Consider the following 20,171-nt stretch of genomic DNA (forward strand, 5'->3'; position numbering starts at 1 on the left):
TGCTACTTTGATTTTATGGCAGTTGCAAGCTGTTTCATTTTCCATTTTTCAAACCAGGGACCGGCCATGTTGTCTTCGTAATAAAGGATCTTTTTCAGAAATGGATCATAGACGATAATATCTCCGCAATCATCCACGGATTTCAGGTGGGCCGAAGGGAAATAAAAAAATAGGTAAGCGTAATTTCCGGTTGATTCATCAAACAATAATGGAACAGAGTCCTTCGAAATAACCAGGTAATCGTAAGGATAATCTTCCATCACTTTCTCAGTTATGATAGTTTTATCATCCAGTGTAATTTTTCCATTGTTATAGGCTTCATTGATCAGCAATGTCTGGTCTGCTATCTGGCGGTCATTTTCATCACTGATGGTCCACTTCACAGAATCTTTCACCATGCTCTTGATCTGTTTCTCCATCACCACCTGCAACGATTGATTCAGCAAGGTGAGCATTATTTCATTTTCAATCATACCTGCGCAAAGGTCTGCACGATCAGGGCCGTAACGGAAGGAGCCTAATACTTTTGATCCTGATGTGCCGGCTGCCAGAAGTAATTTTGCCTGTTTATAACCACCCTGTGAAAGCACGAAGAAGAATTCTTTTTTCTTCGCAATATCATCACCGGTGAGCAGGCGAATGGCGGAAGTTTTTTCATCTTTTGCTTCTGCATAAATAAAAAAATTCTTATCGCTGATAACAAACGTGTCGAATTTTGCTGCTGAAATAAATTGTAACTGGTTTACGGTCCATTGTTTTTCCAGCGTGGATTGAAACCACTTGTTAAAAGTTTCATCAGTGGTCAGCACAGCATACGTTTGTCCTTTGATGAAAGCCTGCATCGTAGCAGAAGTATAGCTTTTACTTACTATTTGAGCGGCACCCGGAATAGAATTGTTAAGTAAACAAAAACAGAAAAAGGCGAGAAAAACATTCTTCATACTTGCGAGGCGGTTGTGTGGATCAAACATACAAATTAGCTGATAAAAAAATCGGAAGTTGTTTTCAGAGTAGAGGCAAATTCCGTAGCTCTTTCATGTCGATTGCCTTGGAATCACGGAACTCACATTGAGTAAGAGGATTTTTAATTTTGTTGTGCCTAAAAAGAATACGTCTTCCATTAATTTGTTTGTTAAGTGAAGGCGAATTCCTGTATTCATTCTGCTGGTGCGGTAATAAATAAAAAAAGCTGCTACAGAGCTCGGAATGTCCGGAGAAAGTAAAGTGAGATTTTTTAATGCCACAATAGAGCGTTCGGTAATACTTAAAATAGAATAGCACTAAAGTGATACAAGGATTCATTTAGATGATGGTCGCGATGTCAAATGATATTTATCTGGAAATATTCTCGTGAATATTGCGAAGTTTGTCGCGCCACGGAACGGACTTCAATGAACCAATTGAAAGTTGTTCAACTTGAAAGATGTTCAACTTTCAAATTGATGAATAAATAAAATCTCACATCCATGAACGAAAATGAAAGTAGCAACATTCAAAACCTTCCGGATTTCAAATACGAAGCACAAGAAAAAAAACCGCTAAAAATCCCTCTTGGCGCTGTCGTTGATTTACTGGTAAAAATCGGTGCACTGGGCTTGTTGTTTTACTGGTGTTATAATATTCTTGAGCCATTTATCACCATTGCACTTTGGTCAGTGATATTGGCTGTTTCGCTTTTCCCAGTGTATAGCCGGTTAAAGAATGGATTCGGGAAGAGGGATAAGCTTGCTGCCGGTTTGATTACAGGCATACTGATGTTGATTCTAATTGCCCCTCCTGTATGGATGCTTGTTGCTTCCGGATCTGAATTGAAAACCTTTGCAGATCACCTGAAAGGAGGCACTCTAACTTTACCATTACCTGGTGAAGAGCTAAAAACATTTCCTGTAATTGGTCCCTATATTTTTGAATTTTGGAGTGGCGCGGTTAATAATCTTCAGGGCTTTGCAATAGAATACCAGGACCAGCTGAAGATTATTCTTATCAGTTTATTCGGAATGATCGCATCAACCGGAAAAGGTCTTTTGATCCTGGCCATTTCAGTAATTGTAAGCGGTGTGTTGCTTGCCTATTCGAATTCAGGTGGAAATTTTATCAGTTCTTTTTTTAAACGTGTTGCAGGATCTCCCGGATTAGAAATGCTAAATGTTGCAACCGTCACCATACGGAATGTAACAAGGGGAATTCTTGGAGTAGCTTTTATTCAGGCCATGTTAGCCGGAATAGGTATTTATATGGCTGGTGTACCGCTCGCCGGCCTGTGGACAATGATTTGTTTTATGTTGTCAGTTATGCAATTGGGTATGTTGCCCGTATCTGCAGGTGTTATCATTTACATTTGGACTGTTGCTCCTACAACTACCGCAATTTTGCTAACCGTGTGGATGGTATTGGTTGGTATGGTTGATAATGTCCTGAAACCCTTATTGCTTGGAAAAGGAGCGCCTGTGCCAATGCTGGTTGTTTTTCTTGGCGCTATTGGTGGATTTTTTCATTCGGGGTTTATTGGTTTGTTCACAGGTGCCATCGTCCTGTCATTGGGTTATAACCTGTTTGTAGATTGGGTGAAACAACATGAAACATCCGACTGATGAATGAAGATGTGATTTACGGTTTCGAATTTTTTTTAAAAGAACACTGCTCTAAAAACAATGAGTAAGCATCCCTGTTTTATACTAAGCAAAGCAATCGCCTTAAGTGCTGGTTTTGATGATAAATGGGTAGAAACTTATCTTGGTTTACATATGAATGAACTAAATCTGAATCTAATTTTTGCTATTTTTCACCGCTGAATAAAGCAACAACTAGCTATGAAATTATTAAACGGAAATTATGCTTTTATGCTCCTGCTGTCCTCCAGTATGATTTTTTCTTGTTCAAAAAAAGAAGAAAAAAAGGAGCTCGTTCCGGAAGTAAACGTGGTGGTGGCAGGTCAGCAAACGGTTCCGCTCTATGCAGATTATGTTGGTCAGACTTATGGCCAGTCAGATATTGAAATTAAGCCCCGGGTAGAAGGTTGGGTAGAAGCTATCAGTTTCAGGGAGGGAACTCTTGTTAGCAAAGGACAATTGCTTTATACCATTCAGGATGATCAGTTGCGTGACCAGGCACAGGCCGCACAGGCCCAGGTGGCCGCGGCGGAAGTGATGCTTGTTAAAGCAAAGGCCGATCTGGACCGTGTGAAACCTTTGGTTGAAATGAATGCACTGAGTAAACGCGATCTGGACGCAGCACAAGCCAACTATGAAGCACAACAACAGTCGGTGCTTGCAGCAAAGGCCGGATTAAACAATGCCAACACACAGTTGGGTTATTCCAGAATTGTTGCACCAATCGCAGGATTCATTGGCGTATCCAAAGTTCAGGTTGGTGATTATGTTGGTAAATCGCTCGGACAATCATCCATTAATACGATCTCAGCTATAGGAGCGATGAGGGTACGGTTTTCAATTTCTGAAAACGACTATCTTAAATTTAAAGAGACGATGACCGTTGAACAATTGAGTAACCTCGAAGTACAATTCATTCTCAGCGATGGCTCCTTGTTTTCCGAAACAGGCAAGCTGGATTTTGCTAATCGAGAGGTAGATCCTGCCACGGGTTCACTGCTGGTTCAGGCCGTGGTTGCAAACAAAACACAACTTCTCAAACCTGGTCAATATGTTAAAGTCAGGTTTAAAACCACTGAAATTCAGAATGCCGTGCTACTTCCTCAACAGGCTATCAATCAGATGCAGAATATTTTCATGGCCTACCTGGTAAACGACAGTAATATGGTAAAGCCCAAACCTGTAAAAGTCGGTCAGCGTGTAGGAAGTAATTGGGTAATTACGAACGGTATTAAAGCGGGTGATAAGGTGGCAATGATCGGAAATGCAATCATAAAACCTAACATGGTTATTAAACCGGTAGTAAATGCATATTCCTATGACTCAACATCCGTGGGTAAATAATTTTCATACAAACCTGAAACTTATTATATGAGTGAATTCTTCATCCGCCGTCCCATCTTCGCCATGGTTATCGCTATTTTGATGGTGATTCTTGGGCTGATTGTATTACGAGGTATTCCGATTTCACAGTATCCTGAAATCACACCTCCGATGGTGCAGATCAATGCATCGTATACTGGTGCCAATTCCGTAAACATGGAGCAAACGGTGGCCACACCTATTGAGCAACAGGTAAATGGTGTTGAAAAAATGCTCTACATGCGATCGGTGAATGCGAATGACGGGACGATGAGACTTGAAGTTTCATTCGATGTAGGAACCAACCTCGATAATGCGAACATGCTTACGCAAAACCGTGTATCTCAGGCATCACCTTTTCTTCCTCCTGAAGTTACTGCATTGGGCGTTACCACGAAGAAGTCGCTCACCTTTCCGATGATGCTCGTATCTCTTTCTTCACCCAATAATACATACGACTCCAAGTTCCTTAACAATTATGCTTTCATCAATGTTGTGGATGAATTGAAGCGCATCAGTGGTGTCGGTGATGTGTTTGTTTTCGGCGGTTCTGAATATGCCATGCGTGTTTGGGTGAAGCCCGACAGGTTATCGCAATACAACCTCACTGTGCAGGATGTGATCAACGCTTTGAAACAACAAAACATAATTAAACCCGGGGGAAGCTTTGGTGGCGAACCTGCCTTGGCCGGAACTCAGAATACCTACACGGTGCTGCTGCAGTCGCGATTGATTACCGAACAGCAATTCAGCAACATCATCCTGAAAGCTAATTCCAATGGCGCATTGGTTCGCATGAGTGATGTTGCACGCATTGATTTGGGAACTGAAAATTATACTATGACGAGCCGCATTAATGGTTCTGCTGCATCCACCATTGCCATCTATCAGATTCCGGGATCGAATGCACTCGCTGTGGCGGAAGCTGTGAAAGCGAAAATGGAAGAGCTGGAAGATCGTTTTCCGCCTGATATGAAAAAGGATTTTTCTTTGGATACCACACTGGCGGTAACTGCAGGTATCGATGAAATCATTCACACACTTTTGGAGGCTGTTCTCCTGGTAATTTTAGTTGTATTCCTCTTCCTCCAGGACTGGAGAGCAACACTCATACCTTTGTTAACCGTTCCTGTTTCACTTATCGGAACATTTATGATTTTTCCGCTATTGGGATTTTCTGTGAATGTTCTGTCATTACTTGGATTGGTGCTCGCCATAGGATTGGTAGTGGACGATGCCATAGTGGTAGTGGAAGCAGTGATGCACAATATAGAACACGGCTTGTCTCCGAAAGAAGCAACCAGTAAAGCAATGAAGGAAGTAGGAGGACCTGTTGTTGCCATTGCTGTCATCCTCTCGGCCGTATTTGTGCCGGTCGCTTTCACAGGAGGAATTACCGGAAGATTGTATCAACAGTTTGCAATCACAATTGCTATCTCTGTCTGCTTTTCAGCTTTTAATGCACTCACATTAAGTCCTGCCTTAGCCGCTTTATTGCTGAAGCCTAAAAAAGAATCGAAAGGTTGGCTTGCCAGATTTTTTGCTGCCTTCAACCGCATGTTCGATCGGTTTACCAATGGCTATGTGAAAGTGGCGGGATTCTTTGCTCGTAAGCTTATTGTCACCGGAATTGTTTTAGCAGTAATTATTGGCGCTACCGCGATGCTTGGAATGAAAATTCCATCTGGATTTGTTCCTGAAGAAGACCAGGGCTATTTTATTATCAGCACCTTGTTACCTGATGCCGCTTCACTTGAACGAACGGATGGGACTACAAAAAAAATTGAAGCTATCCTCAGCAAGATTCCTGAAATAGCATTGTATACCACCATCAATGGAAATAACCTGCTTAATAATACGGTGGCTCCTAATGCTGCAACTTTCTTCATCACACTGAAACCATGGGAGGAACGGGAGAAGACGGCGAACGAAATAGCGAAAGAAATAAATGCCATCGCCATGAAGAGCATTTCTGAAGCCACCGTAATTGCTATCGGCCCGCCACCTATCATCGGGTTAGGTAATGGTGCGGGCTTCACTATGATGTTACAGGATCGCGGAGGAAATACGCCGCAGTATCTCGCGGAACAGGCGCAGCGTTTTGTAACTGCTGCCGGTGCAAGGCCGGAGATTGGTAAAGTCTATACACTTTATCGTGCAAATGTGCCGCAGAAAAGTATCCAGGTTGATAAAGAAAAGGTCGATAAACTCGGATTGAATCTCGACAATGTAAACAGTACGATCTCGATCATGCTTGGCGGTTCATTCGTCAACAACTTTAATCAGTTCGGAAGGCAGTATAAAACATACGTGATGGCTGATGAGGGTTATCGAATGGGGCCCGATGGTCTTCAGCAGTTTTATTCACGCAACAAAGATGGTGACATGGTTTCGCTTGGAACTGTTGCGCAGGTAAAAGACACCAGTGGTCCGCAATACACCAATCACTTTAATATTTACCGGGCTGCTGAAATTAATGGTATCCCGGCAAGCGGTTACAGTTCGTCGCAGGCATTGCAGGCGCTGAAAGAAGTTGCAGCGGAAACTTTACCTGCTGACATGGGATACCAGTGGAGCAACATGTCTTACCAGGAAGAAGCAGCGGCAGGAACCGGTGGTACAGCATTCCTGATGGCACTGATGTTTGTATTCCTGATTCTCGCAGCGCAATATGAAAGCTGGAAACTTCCTTTCAGTGTATTGCTTGGAACACCATGGGCCGTGATGGGCGCATTCCTTGGGTTAGCTATCGCCGGTATTTTTTCGCTGAGTTATGTAAACAATATTTTCGCGCAGATTGGATTGGTGATGCTGATCGGACTGAATGCTAAGAATGCCATACTGATTGTTGAATTCGCGAAGATGAAATATGATGCCGGTGAAGAGACAGTGAGCGCTGCCATTGATGGAGCACGTCTCCGGTTCCGTCCTATTCTTATGACATCATTCGCTTTTATTCTGGGTGTAATTCCATTGCTCACTGCATCAGGTGCAGGCGCAGAAGGACGGAAGGTAATGGGCATGGCCGTTTTTGCGGGAATGCTTACTGCCACCATCATCGGAGTAATACTGATCCCGGCATTTTATGTGATGATTGAAGGAAAAAATAAGAAGCATAAGGCGATGGAGGCGCAGGAGAAATGAGAATTTCAAATCAGTTTCGTCATTTACCGGTTGTAAAATGGTTGAATGGTCAAATGATTAAAGGGTTGCGGCAAAGCCGGAGAATAACCTGGTCAGATAATCATCGTCGTCATTTCGATTCCCGATTTTTCATCGGAACGAAGCATACTCCATCACCACAGATAGAAATAACTCAAAGCTATTTTTTGCAGAAGATAAAAACAGCTGATGCTCTTGTGTTTTTGAGTAAGATTTTTTTTCCCCTGCTTTTCATCACATTATTTTGGAGCAGTTGTATGGTGGGCGGAAAATTTACGCAGCCACAGGTTACAACCGATTCCATTTATCCTAACCAGGTTTCTAATGATTCGATCACGAATTTGACATGGATTGCCTTGTACCAGGATACTGTGCTTCAGCGATTCATTGCAACAACTCTTGACAGCAATCGTAATTTGTTAACGGCGGCAGCACGTGTGGAAGAGTCGAGAGAAATTGCAGGTATTGTAAAAGCCAACTTGTATCCTTCCATTGGTTTTTCGGCGGGAGCGGCGTATGGAACGGCAGGAACGAGTGCACAAAACATAGGTCAATTGGAAGGAGGATCTTTATCGGCCTTCGGTACGCTTAGCTGGGAAATTGATATCTGGGGAAAACTCCGGCATGCAAAACGCGCAGCACAAAGTGATTTTCTTGCAGAGATTGAAAACAGAAATGCTTTGCAGGTAAGTTTAGTTGCTGAAGTAGCTACCAATTATTTTGTGCTGCGTGATCTGGATAACAGGCTTGACATTGCACAACGCACGCTTATTTCCCGTCATGAAAATACAACCATCATCACTGCACGTTTTGATACCGGTTATGTTTCTGAACTCGATAAGTTGCAGGCGGAGCAGCAGGAATATGTTGCAGCCGGCGCTATTCCGGAGTTTGAAAGACAGATCACACAGATTGAAAATTCTTTACGGGTGTTAATGGGTATGAATCCGGGCACTGTAATTCGTGGGCAGCGTAACATTGAACAGACCATTGTTCCGGTTATTCCTTCTGGTATTCCTGCCCAATTACTTGAACGCCGGCCTGATATCCATTCTGCAAACCTGCAGATGCAGGCACAGTTTGATCGTGTGGGTGTTGCCAAAGCCAATCGCTTACCGGTGCTGAGCTTAACAGGATTGCTTGGCTTTGCAAGCCCGGAACTAAATACTTTTCTAACTGCAGGCGGTTTTGCTGCGGCCGGTGGAGCCGGACTTTTTGGTCCGTTGTTTAATTTCGGAAAACTGAAACATGCGACTAAAGCGGAAGAATTTCGGTTGCAGCAAACTACCTACCAATACGAAGAGGTAGTGCTTGAAGCATTTTCTGATGTAGACAATTCGTTAAAGAATTATGAAAGTTATTCTCGTCAATATGACATTGTTCACCAACAGGTGGAAGCAGCAAGAAAAGCGCTTACGCTTTCAGAAGCCCGTTATAATTTTGGATACACTGATTACACAGAAGTAATTATTCAACAGGATAATCTATTCAGCGCAGAATTAAATGAATCTTTCCTGCTTCAGAGTAAATTGAATTCGACAGTAAGTTTGTATAGGAGTTTGGGAGGAGGGTGGTAAGATTGTAAACTGAAAGTAATAATCTTTTCAAATTACGAAATCCATGAGAAGATGTTTGCTTCTTTTGCTGACATTCCTGCAATTCTTTACTGCATATGCTCAGCATCCCGTATCGTTGAATTACCCACTCGTCCGGGGAAGTTATATTGATGGCGTTATAAAGGACAGTTTGTTTTTCGGACTGACGGACTTTGGAATTGTAACCTGGGACTTGTCAGATTCTTTATCACCTCAATTGGTATCGCTCTTACCATTGCCTGGAAGCTATGCGCAGGGAAAAATATTTTCAATGGGTGAAACGCTTATTGTTTTTCGCGACGGCGTTTATGCAACAGATTACAGTAATCAATTGAATCCATGGATCATTTCCCACTTGCCCGCACTTGATTATATTAACGATATGGCAGTGGCAGACTCTTTTGTATTTGTGGCCGCAAGTCAGCGTTGCCTGGTGTATAATTACGCGCAACCTCAAAGTCCGGTGCTTACGGATACGCTTGATATCGGAAATTCTTTCGACCGGTTGTTTGTAAACGGAAGTCAGTTATTTGCTCATAAGGGCGGAAAAATGATCAAACGATTTGATGTTTATACTTCATCTTTCCCACTGTTGGACTCCATTGTCTTACCCAATCAGACTGATCTTATTATTGCTGCAAATGCTAATGAAAAATTGCTTGTGGTAAATGCAGGAGATGCCTACAATTTCGGAATTTCTCATGCGAATTACCTGTATGATATTTCACAGGTTGGGACGCCTGTACTTATCGATTCAACTTTGATAACTGCCGAATATCCTTCTTCTTTTCCACTCATGAATGACTCACTGCTTATTGTGCTTAATAATGGGAGTGTTGCTTTCTACAACATCATGAATCAGCAGGCTATCACGCAGACAGATACTGTTTATGATGAATGGTGTGTGAAAGTTATTCCTGACGGAAGTGGGTATGTTTTTATACGCGACATAAAGGGGTTTGACGAATATACTACACTTGATACAAGCCATGTTCTGTTGCGAAACAACCTCGTAGGTGATTGGTTTTCATATCTGAATATTGATGCCAATGGAAATATTTATGCAAGTGGTCAAGACTCTATTTATGTATTTGATCATCTGCGTGATTTTAATTCCATTGAAAGTGATTACAGGATGGAGCGAAGATGTGAATGGATGATGGTTGATGGAAATTTTTTATTTGAAGAGGATCTGGATGCGCCCAACCAGGTGCGGCTTTCTCTGCTTTCAAATTTTCCGCAGGTTGATTCACTGTATCAATTGCCGCAGTATGCGAATTCTCAGTTGAAGCATGTGCAGTTATGGGGCAATCATATTTATACACACACCTTTTACGGAACCAATTTTTTTGATGTTTCTGATCCATATAATATTGTTAATGAAGGTTGGGGCGATTACAGTTTTGTAGCCTTCAGCAATGATGTTCTTTTTCAACGGAATTCATGCTCAGCGGATTCACTGCAACTGTACCAGGCAGGCACTTTTCCTCCCGTGCTACTTAAATCAGAACAGGTAAACTTTCCGCTATCCTGTTATTTTTCTGAAACACAACTCCTGTATAATCTATCCGCACCGGTTCTCAACGGAATTGATTTCGATTTTAATTCAGGACGGATATTTCAACTGAACCTGGATGATACAGCAAATCTGCATTTCAGTGCATCGCCTTTGCAACAAGTGCAGGATATCAATTGGGACCTGGATAAAATATGGATTCATGACAGTATCATGTATTGGCCATATGGTAATTACCTTTTCTATTATGATATGTGCGATACCAATCACTTCCGGCAGATTGATACATTTTTTACCAAAAGCTATATAAAAGATATTTTGCTTGTTGATACTTTTCTTTTTCTGAATTATGGAGGATATGTGGAACGGCTAAGTGTTTCTTCCATTCATCCATGCCAGGTTGTAACTGCTGCTTTAAATATTGAGCAACCGGAAAATTATTTATCACTATTTCCGAATCCGGCAGATAATTTTATCACAATAACTCCCTCTTCGCTCATGATTGACAGACTCGAGATTTATAATTCATTAGGAATTACCCTTAGAACAGAAAGTAACCCCGCTTTCCCATTTGAAATTTCAGCGCTTTCACCTGGAATGTATTTTTGTCGTGTTACTGTTAAAGGAAAGGTGATGAATGTAAAATTTATCAGGCAATAAATTTGCGCGGCGTTCAATTATTCAAAGCACCTGAAAATAATAAACGTGAATCAACGGAATAACATCTTGCGTCTTGTTGCAGCGTGTGGAGCATCGATGGCCTGGTTCGCTGTGATATTGCAACTGTACCTGATGATTCAATTCAGGGTTAAAGATTTGCCTGAAACTATCATCCGTTTCTTTTCTTATTTCACAATACTTACGAATATTCTTGTTGCCGTTTATTTTACAACAATCTGTTTGAAACCTGAATCAAAGCAAGGACGTTTTTTTCTGAAAGCACAAACAGCTACGGCAATAACTGTTTACATCATGGTGGTTGGAATAGTTTATAATCTCGTGCTGCGTTCATTATGGCAACCACAGGGTTTGCAGTTGCCGGTTGATGAGTTGTTGCATTCAGTGATTCCGGTTTTTACATTTCTTTTCTGGATAATTTTTGCTGACAAATCAGGAATAGCATGGACGCATGTTTTCAAATGGTTGATTTATCCTGCAATTTATCTTGTATTCGTTTTATTTCGGGGCGCCTTATCAGGATTTTATCCGTATCCGTTTATTGACGTGAAACAGCTCGGATATGCTGATGCAATGATCAACAGTTGTTTTTTATTCTTTGCATTTCTGTTATTGTCGTTGCTTATGGTGGGTATTGCAAAAATGATGAATCGTGTGTTTGCCGGTTAAGTTGAATGGTTAAATTGCTAAATTGTTGTGGCAAAGCCGGAGCGTAGTTTGAAAGATTCAATCTTTGACAGTGCGATCCCGACTTCACTTTGGTTTATGTTTCTTGTTCAGCAAGCAAACCCTAATTCCTGATTCTTAATTCCTAATTCCTAATTCTCAATGGGCGGTGGTCCTTCAGGCAACAACGGCTTCCACACTTCACTGCCTTTTCTTTTCAGAAACTCTGCTTTGATTTCATTCCGCAGCGTTTCATTTTCGAATAAATCCACCATAGTTAGTCCAAGTGATTTGGAAGCGAACAGAAGTCCTTTGTGTCCGATAGACATTCCACCACAAGCCACCACTACCCAAGAATGCCAGGGAGATTCGAACGGAGCTGTTACGCCAAGCAATGTTATTTCAGGAACGATCCAACTGATATCACCTACATCTGTAGAGCCACCATCCGGATCAGGACGTGTTTGTTCCAATGGTTTAATATCACCTTTCATTCCTTTAGCAGGCAATCCATATTCCTCCTGAATTTTTTTCGCGAATGCAGTTTCTTCGGCTGTATAAGTGATAGGGCCAACTAACTCCATGTTTTTCTGCAATGCTTTAGCACCCGTTTCATTCACAAGCAATTCATACAAACCGCTATTGAGTTTGATGTTGTATTGCACACCTGCCATCAACGCTGCGCCTTTTGCAATTTCGCGCACGCGATCTTCCAGCACTGCTACACCACTTCGTTTTGAATCACGCATCCAGATCCATACAGATGCCTTATCAGGAATCACATTCGGAACGTTACCGGCTTCTTTATAAACGTAGTGCATGCGCGCACTTGGCTTCACATGTTCGCGATAAAAATTCACGCCGGTTGTAAATAATTCTGCGCCATCCAATGCACTTCTTCCATTCCATGGATCGGCAGCGGCATGCGAACTTTTTCCTGTGAACTCAACAGTCCAGTCCGTAACAGCCTGTGAACTTTGCATGTTGGCTTTATTTTCATAATCAGGATGCCAGTCAAGACAGATATCAAGATCATTGAATAACCCGGCGCGCGCCATATAAACTTTTCCTGCGCCATCTTCTTCTGCAGGAGTTCCGTAAAACCGAATGGTGCCTTTCAGTTTTCCCGCCGCCATCAATTCTTTGATGGCGAGTGCGGCGCCTAAACTTCCGGGACCAAACATGTTGTGGCCACAACCATGACCTGCTGCACCTTCCAGCAACACTTCTTTCGTTGGTTGTGATTTTTGTGAAAGTCCCGGCAATGCATCATATTCTCCCATGATTCCGATGATGGGGTTTCCGGAGCCGTAAGTAGCAGTAAATGCTGTCGGAATTCCTGCCACACCACGCTGTACCACGAAGCCCTGCGCTTCCGCATAATCAGCGAGTGCTTTCGATGATTGTGTTTCATGATAAGCAACTTCCGCATAGCCCCAGATTTTATCACTGATATCAGTAAGCTCTTTTTGATGCTTATCAACTGATGCAAGCACAGCCGCTTTGTTGGCGGGAAGTTTTTTGTTTTGTCCGATGCTATGAATGGAAGCGAGCAAAACGATTGATGCTGTAAGTAAATAGCTGAGTTTCATGACAAGGATTTAATGTTTGATGAAAGTAGAAATACTTTCATGGTTATAAAAATGCGAATGATAAATTGTTTTTGCTGTTTCAATTGACATTGCAATGCGATCCTGCCAATAAGCTGTTATTTATGAACTGAACCTATTTTCTTGCCGCCTATTGAGGATCAAAATAAAAGTAGCCGGCGTTTATGAAAGAGAAAGTATTTTGCAATAGCATGCAGACATTTTAATAAAAGTCATGACCATCCTAAAATGAGAAAGCAGGTTGTTTGGGTATCTTTTTTTATTCTTTTACAAATGATTTCTCTGAAATTCCTGAACCAGTCTTAACGGACACGAGATATACTCCAGGTGATAACATCGCGATATTTATTTTGTGTGCATTCTCACTAAGCTGTAATTTTTCTTCCATAATGGTTCTTCCAAGAGCATCCTGCACCTGCAACAAGCCAGTCTCTTTCACATCAAGATTTACACTAATCATATCGTTAGCCGGGTTGGGATAGATTGAAAATGCAGGAGCACCCGCTTCAGTTCCTCCCAATCGCAGCGAGGTATTAAATGTTTTAAGAGCGCAATAATTAGAATAAGTAGTGGGACTTGCATTCGCGCATTTTGTGGACACCTTCCATTCATAATTAGTATTGGCAGTTAAGTTAATAAGTTGATAAATATTGATATTCGTTTTGGGCTTTACTGTAAGCCAGGTTGATGCACCCTGCACACGGTATTGCACCTTGTAACCACTGTTGCACGGTTGGTTTGACCAACTAATGGTAGCCGATGTTCCGGTAATGCCTGAAGTGGCGGGAGCTAATGGCTTCGCACATTTTATTTCAAGATCATTGAAAGCAGTTACAAAACAATCTCCATCATATACTTTCACCGAATAGTTTCCCGCTGTCAGATTGGTGAACGTATAAGCACTTGTTGCAGATTGCTGATTAACAGAACGCAGAAGGGTGGATTCACTATCGTATAATTCCAAATGGAAATTATAATTAAAAGTTCCTGTAGGAATTACCTTGATTTTGCCGTCAGCACAACCGCCGCCGCTGGATACATCGGTTATCTTAGTGGTCGGGAAAATATTGCAGTTCTCTACGTTGCAGGGGAAATTGATATTACAAAAATCAGGGGTTTTTAAGTAGCATGGTTCAATCGTGTCTTCTACGAGAACATATCCGTATACCTGTTTTAGAGAATCAAGTTTCGATTTGTATTGCTGAATGAGTGAACTGTAATTAGGCGCATTGATCAGGTTAATATTTTCTTTAGGGTCGTTAGTAAGATCATAAAATTCCTCTACAGCAGAAGTGCACCTGCTGGTTACATATTTATAGTTGAAATCGCGCACGGATGTCGAAGTGGGGTTGCAGCTATTGCGGTAGAAATATTCATAAAACAGTTCATTTCTATGAGCGGTATGATTTGCCAGTTCATGCATCGACAATCCATCAGTAATTAATCCGTCAGGTACACCTGCTGCTTCCAGCATGGTTGGAGCAATGTCAATATTCATTGCCATTTCATCACTTATTACTGTGCCGGGAGCAAACCATCGCGGATAACGAATGAACATAGGCAGCCGGATAGATTCTTCAAGCGCAATTTCCTTACCGCCCAGTTCATGTTCTCCTATCATTAGTCCGTTATCACTCGTAAAAATCACAAGGGTGCTGTCCAGAATTCCCCGGTGCTCCAGCCAGCTAAGAATGGTATCAATACTTGCTTCTGCTCCAGCCAGCAATTCGTAATAATTCACCATTTGATTATACTTATCGGCGCTGTCGTTGCTGGTAGAATAACACTCAAGGTAGGTGGAAGGAATATTGTGAGTCCAGAGATTAAAATTATCAGGAAAAGGCATGGTCTCATTATCGAAAATTCCTTCATCCTGTGGACGCGGTGTGTAGGGCACGTGTGGTGCTTTATGGTCTACATAGAGCAGGAATCTTTTCCCGGTAGGAACACTGTTGAGGAATTCCAAAGCTTTATTGGTGATCACATCTGTCTTATGTCCCGGAATTTTGACGTGCATTTGACCATTGTAGTCATAATAGGTATCTATATAGAAGTCATTACTCGATTCACAATAGTAATCGAAGCCCGTTACGTTTGGAAATGATTGAAATCCGTACTTGCCAACGAATCCGTTATAATAACCATAATCATGAAGCACATTGGCCACTGTTGGTAAAGCAAATGATTCATAGGAACCATTGGTGATCACTTCGTGATGATGCGGATATAATCCTGTAACGATGGAAGCGCGGCTGGGTGAACACAATGAAAGTGCAGGAAACGCATACTCGAATCTTGCTCCTTCTGTTGCAATCCTGTTGATACCGGGAGATTGAAAAAATGTAGGGCCTCCGTTTGGTGCAAATACATCGTAGCGGCAATCATCCAGAACAATGCACAAAATGTTTGGCTTCCAATCATCGTCTGCAAGGGTTTTGAATGATTTAGTGGCCGACCATTCGCCGGTTTCACCGCAGGTTTTCACTTCGTACTCATAAACTGTTGATTGGTTTAATTGTGACAAAAGCAAACTGGTTTTGTTTCCTGCGGGTATAATTTGCCAGACTTGCAATCCGGAAGGACGGTATCTGACATATGAACTTGTGTTGTCACCGCAATTTGACCAGACAATAGTCGCGGTATTCGCGCTGATTTGGGAAGCAGTTAAACTTTCCGGCGCGGAGCAGGAAGGTGTTGTCGCAAACCGGATTCCTGATGGTCCATGGCTGTTGTTAGGGCAATAGGGAATCACTTCCACTGCATAGTACGTCCCCGGCAATAAATTATTGAAGGTCCAGGAGGTCTGATTGGATACTGCTATTTCCGGTTGCCAGGGTGAATTTACTTTCCTGTAGCTTACAGTATAGTGATCTGTTTGAGGATCTCCAACCCATGAAAAGGAAATTGAACACGCTGTAGTGGCAGATATGGTAACTACAGGAGCATTTAAGATACAATCCGCTTTTAGGTTATTTGAAAAAGGAAGTAAGGAGAAGATGCCAATGAAAAGGGCGTAGATATGCTTCATATGAAAAGTTGTCTTTTGGGTTTGAATGGCCGACAATCATTTACTGATAGGCCACTGCCGTATTTTTACGGAAAAACAGTCTGTTTTCAAGACACAATAATAAAAAAAAATCATGGTCTCTGAACGACAGTTTGTGCTGTTGGTGGTGGATAAGTGCACTTTTTTCATTATCACGAGCTTATGTATTGATTGTTAATATGTAAAGTGTGGTCAAAATCAAAAAATGATGTTGATAAAATGAAAAATGTTAGTGCTGATTGTGATTTAAAATGCTCCTGATGAACTGATTTTTTAATCCATTATCATTTAACAGCGAAGCTTTCAATACACATGAAGTCGCGCGATGGAGGATTGAATGAATAATATTTTCGAAAATGAAAATGATTTTGAAGAAGGAAAACGTTTTGGCGGCGGAATTCAAAAATTAACATTTCCATCCGATCATTACCTTTGCGCCTCATGATCCGAATCGGAATCTTTTTTGGTGGCGCTTCCCGCGAACGGGAGATATCTTTTGCGGGTGGACGAACGGTGTATGATAACCTCGACAAAAACCTGTTTGAAGCTGTTCCCATTTTTGTAGACTCTAAAGGAAATTTCATCCTGCTCAACTGGCAATTTATTTATAAAGGGACGATCCGTGATTTTTATCCACCCATTGCTTCTCTTTCTTTTTCACCGCATAATTTTCAGCTATACCTTGAATCGTTGGGTGAGCTGAGCGCAGAGGAATTAAATCAATTGATCAGCAAAGTCGGCAGAAAGCTCGTGATGGAAGAATTAAAAACCCTCATCGACTTTGGTTTTCTCGCGCTTCATGGTTCCTGGGGAGAAGATGGTTCGATACAAGGCATTCTGGAATGGCTGAATATTCCTTATTCAGGTTCCGGTGTCCTGCCTTCCGCTATCGGTATGAACAAGGTATTTCAAAAAAGTATCATGAAAGAATCAGGTCTTGAAGTGGCCAGGAGTATCGTGATCAAAAGGAAAGATTGGCTGGCAGCAGCGCAGAACAAGGAAATGCTGCATCATGCAAAGAAAAAGCTTGGATTGCCTTTTGTCGTGCGGCCTGCAAACCAGGGATCATCTATAGGAGTTAGTATAGTGCGTTCAGAAAATCTTACTTCCTTTCAGCAGGCAGTGGACGCTGCTTTTTTTGTGCATGGGATAACGGCGGCGGAATGGAATAAGCTATCCGAAGAGGAGCAAATTGATTGGGTGAGAAGTGTTTCAGAAATAAAGGATGGAACAGGTATTCCATTCAACATCGGTGGAACTATTATCAATCATCCGGAAGCGCTTTTAAAATTTATTCGGGATCATTTTAAAGAAACTGATGAAAGTCTTCTGTTGCAAAGCATCTATGAAGAACAGGAAGTGCAGTTGGAAGCATTTATCGAAGGCACCGAATTTTCCTGTATTGTGATCAGGAAGGAAGACGGGTCAGCAGTGGCACTTCCACCTACTGAAATAAAAAAGGGAAAAGAAGTATTTGATTACCGTTCTAAATATTTACCCGGACTTACCAGGAAAATAACACCAATTGATTTGCCCAACGAAGACATTGAAAAAATCCGCAGGCAGTGTGAAGCATTATTTGTGTTTTTCGGATTTCATGTGTATGCGCGCATTGATGGTTTCATTCGAAAGGATAAAAAGATTTTTCTGAATGATCCAAACACTACTTCCGGCATGCTGCCTTCGTCCTTTTTTTTTCACCAGGCCGCCGAAATTGGTTTGAATCCTTCACAGTTTCTTACCTTCATCATCCGCACTTCTGTTGCAGATCGCATTGCTTCACAATCAAAAACTTTCGCGTACCGAAAGCTTTTGCAGCAGTTGGATGAAAATATTGCAGGACTTAAAAATCTTGCATCCGTAAAAAAAAGGATTGCAGTTATTCTTGGAGGCTATTCCTCTGAAAGGCACATCTCAGTTGAAAGCGGTAGAAATGTTTTTGAAAAACTGGCCTCTTCCACTAAGTATGAACCGGTTCCTGTTTTCCTGTTAGGAAATGCGAATGCGTATTCGCTTTACCAGATTCCGGTGAATCTCCTGCTGAAAGACAACGCAGACGATATCCGCGATAAGATCCTTCATTTTAAAAAGCATCCGGTTGTAGAAAAAATAAAGAAGGAATGCAAGCAGCTTACAACAAAATATGCATCTGTTTCGGTGATTTTCGAACCGCAAAAAATTTCATTGAATGAATTGAAAGAAAAAGTGGACGGTGTTTTTATTGCGTTACATGGAAGGCCGGGAGAGGACGGACAAATACAGAAAGATCTGGACCGGCTGGAAATTCCATACAATGGCTCCGGCGTTGTTTCTTCCCAAATCACCATCAATAAATACCAGACAAATGAGATGCTGCGTGAACATGGTTTCCTGATTGCCACACATTTGCTATTGAATAAAGAAGACTGGCTGAATGATGCAGATAAATTTTATGACAGCATCACCGCGGTGGTCACTTATCCATTCATTTGTAAACCTGTAGATGATGGTTGCAGTTCTGCTGTGAAGAAGATAAAATCGCGCGAAGAACTGACTGCATTTTGTCAACTGATTTTCAGAGACAAGCAAGCGATTTCAAAAAAATATGCGGCCATACTTGGACTTAAAGCCGGTGAAGAATTTCCGCGTAAGCAGAAGCTATTGGTGGAAGAACTGATCACCCGGAATGGCGCAGCTCATTTTCTTGAAATTACCGGCGGCATGCTTACCAAATTGAATGGGGCAGGTGAAATAACATTTGAAGTGTTTGAACCTTCTGAAGCTTTGGCAGGTGAAGAAGTGTTGTCGCTGGAGGAGAAATTTTTAGCAGGTCAGGGCCAGAATATTACACCGGCGCGATTTTCAAAGGATGAGTCAGAATATAAACGGATCGCGGATATTATAAAATCAGATCTTGAACGTGCGGCGAAAATTCTAAACGTAAGCGGTTACTGTAGAATTGATGCATTTGTGCGCATCTTTGACGATGGCCGCGTAGAAACAATAATCATTGAAGTGAACTCGTTACCGGGCATGACGCCGGCAACGGTTATCTTTCACCAGGCAGCCATCAACCAGTATAAGCCATTCGACTTTATTGATAAAATTTTAGAATTTAGCTTCGAAAAACAAAAGCTTTCCATTGCCCAATAACTTCCTGAATTTCATTAGCAGCCGTAAATTCCTCTATAATATCTTAGGGGCGATTGGATTTTATATTGGCGTGTTTCTGCTGTTTGCTGTTTTTGTGAGAAGCTTTACCAAGCATGGTGTTGCGATCACAGTGCCTGACCTGGAAGGAAAATCGCTGGAAGAAGCCATAAAGTTATTACACAAGAGTGATCTTGAATATGCAATTACGGATTCAACATATGATGCAAAAAAACCAGCGTTATCGGTTATTGATCAGAATCCCGGTGCGGCGTCGAAAGTGAAGGATGGGCGAACTATTTATCTTACGGTGAATGCATCAATGGCACCTGAAGTAAAAATGCCTGATCTTAAAGATGCGTCGCTGAAACAGGCAACCATGATTTTGGAAAGCTATAGCATGAAGGTGGGAAGACTGATTTATAAGCCTGACCTTGCGAAGAATGTTGTACTCGATCAGCAATTTGAAGGCAAACCCATATTGCCAGGTGACTTTATAAGGAAAGGATCTGTAATTGATCTTGTGTTGGGTGATGGTTCGGGAATCACAGAACTTGAAATTCCTGATCTTGTCGGCATGTCGCTTCGCGAAGCTAAATTTGTGTTGGAAGGCTCCTCCCTTGGATTGCGAAGTGTGGTATATGATAAATATGTGGACGAGGATTCTTTAGAGGCAATTATTTATCAGCAGGTTCCTCCTGCGGAAGAAGGGAGTAATTTAACCTTGAATGCAGGAGACAGTGTAGATGTTTTTGTTACTTCGCCGGATCATTATGAGCGTTTGCCTGATTAAAGCAA

11 protein-coding genes are annotated in these 20,171 nt (G+C 41.8%); 8 read left to right on the forward strand and 3 right to left on the reverse strand.

From position 1 onward, the window contains the following. Nucleotides 1–2 precede the first annotated feature (2 nt). Nucleotides 3–941 (reverse strand): hypothetical protein, encoded by a 939-nt coding sequence (locus IPO83_15200; GenBank protein ID MBK9732599.1) that lies wholly within the window; start codon nt 939–941, stop codon nt 3–5. Nucleotides 942–1,466: 525 nt separating this feature from the next. On the opposite strand from IPO83_15200, the gene IPO83_15205 reads away from it, so the two are divergent. The 6 genes from IPO83_15205 to IPO83_15230 all read left to right on the forward strand — a co-directional run bounded on the left by IPO83_15205 (nt 1,467) and on the right by IPO83_15230 (nt 11,591). Next, nucleotides 1,467–2,591 (forward strand): AI-2E family transporter, encoded by a 1,125-nt coding sequence (locus IPO83_15205; GenBank protein MBK9732600.1) that lies wholly within the window; start codon nt 1,467–1,469, stop codon nt 2,589–2,591. 219 nt (nt 2,592–2,810) lie between these two features. Beyond that, nucleotides 2,811–3,953, forward strand: coding sequence for an efflux RND transporter periplasmic adaptor subunit (locus tag IPO83_15210; protein ID MBK9732601.1), 1,143 nt, complete (start codon nt 2,811–2,813; stop codon nt 3,951–3,953). Between the two features lie 27 nt (nt 3,954–3,980). Next, complete coding sequence (locus tag IPO83_15215) at nt 3,981–7,115, forward strand: multidrug efflux RND transporter permease subunit (protein MBK9732602.1); 3,135 nt, start codon at nt 3,981–3,983, stop codon at nt 7,113–7,115. A gap of 53 nt (nt 7,116–7,168) precedes the next feature. Further along, complete coding sequence (locus tag IPO83_15220; GenBank protein ID MBK9732603.1) at nt 7,169–8,710, forward strand: TolC family protein; 1,542 nt, start codon at nt 7,169–7,171, stop codon at nt 8,708–8,710. Nucleotides 8,711–8,753: 43 nt separating this feature from the next. Beyond that, nucleotides 8,754–10,904 (forward strand): T9SS type A sorting domain-containing protein, encoded by a 2,151-nt coding sequence (locus IPO83_15225; GenBank protein ID MBK9732604.1) that lies wholly within the window; start codon nt 8,754–8,756, stop codon nt 10,902–10,904. 96 nt (nt 10,905–11,000) lie between these two features. Further along, nucleotides 11,001–11,591, forward strand: a complete 591-nt coding sequence (locus tag IPO83_15230; GenBank protein MBK9732605.1) for a Pr6Pr family membrane protein — start codon at nt 11,001–11,003, stop codon at nt 11,589–11,591. Between the two features lie 149 nt (nt 11,592–11,740). Here IPO83_15230 and IPO83_15235 read toward each other — a convergent pair whose 3' ends face one another. Together IPO83_15235 and IPO83_15240 are read right to left on the reverse strand one after the other, a co-directional pair. Continuing rightward, complete coding sequence (locus IPO83_15235) at nt 11,741–13,180, reverse strand: amidohydrolase (GenBank protein MBK9732606.1); 1,440 nt, start codon at nt 13,178–13,180, stop codon at nt 11,741–11,743. Between the two features lie 277 nt (nt 13,181–13,457). After that, a complete protein-coding gene (locus IPO83_15240; GenBank protein ID MBK9732607.1) occupies nt 13,458–16,226 on the reverse strand; it encodes a sulfatase-like hydrolase/transferase in 2,769 nt (922 codons plus the stop codon). Nucleotides 16,227–16,688: 462 nt separating this feature from the next. Between IPO83_15240 and IPO83_15245 the strand changes: the two genes are divergently transcribed. Both IPO83_15245 and IPO83_15250 read left to right on the forward strand, forming a co-directional pair. Next, the gene (locus IPO83_15245) at nt 16,689–19,376 is read left to right on the forward strand and encodes a D-alanine--D-alanine ligase (GenBank protein MBK9732608.1); all 2,688 of its coding nucleotides are present in this window, start codon (nt 16,689–16,691) and stop codon (nt 19,374–19,376) included. Beyond that, nucleotides 19,366–20,166 carry a PASTA domain-containing protein gene (locus IPO83_15250; protein ID MBK9732609.1) on the forward strand — a complete coding sequence of 267 codons (801 nt, stop codon included), beginning with the start codon at nt 19,366–19,368 and terminating at the stop codon, nt 20,164–20,166. The genes IPO83_15245 and IPO83_15250 overlap by 11 nt, the downstream gene beginning before the upstream one ends. Nucleotides 20,167–20,171: the final 5 nt, after the last annotated feature.

The sequence above is a fragment of the Chitinophagaceae bacterium genome (assembly GCA_016717285.1).
In the GTDB taxonomy this organism is placed as follows: Bacteria; Bacteroidota; Bacteroidia; order Chitinophagales; family UBA10324; genus JACCZZ01.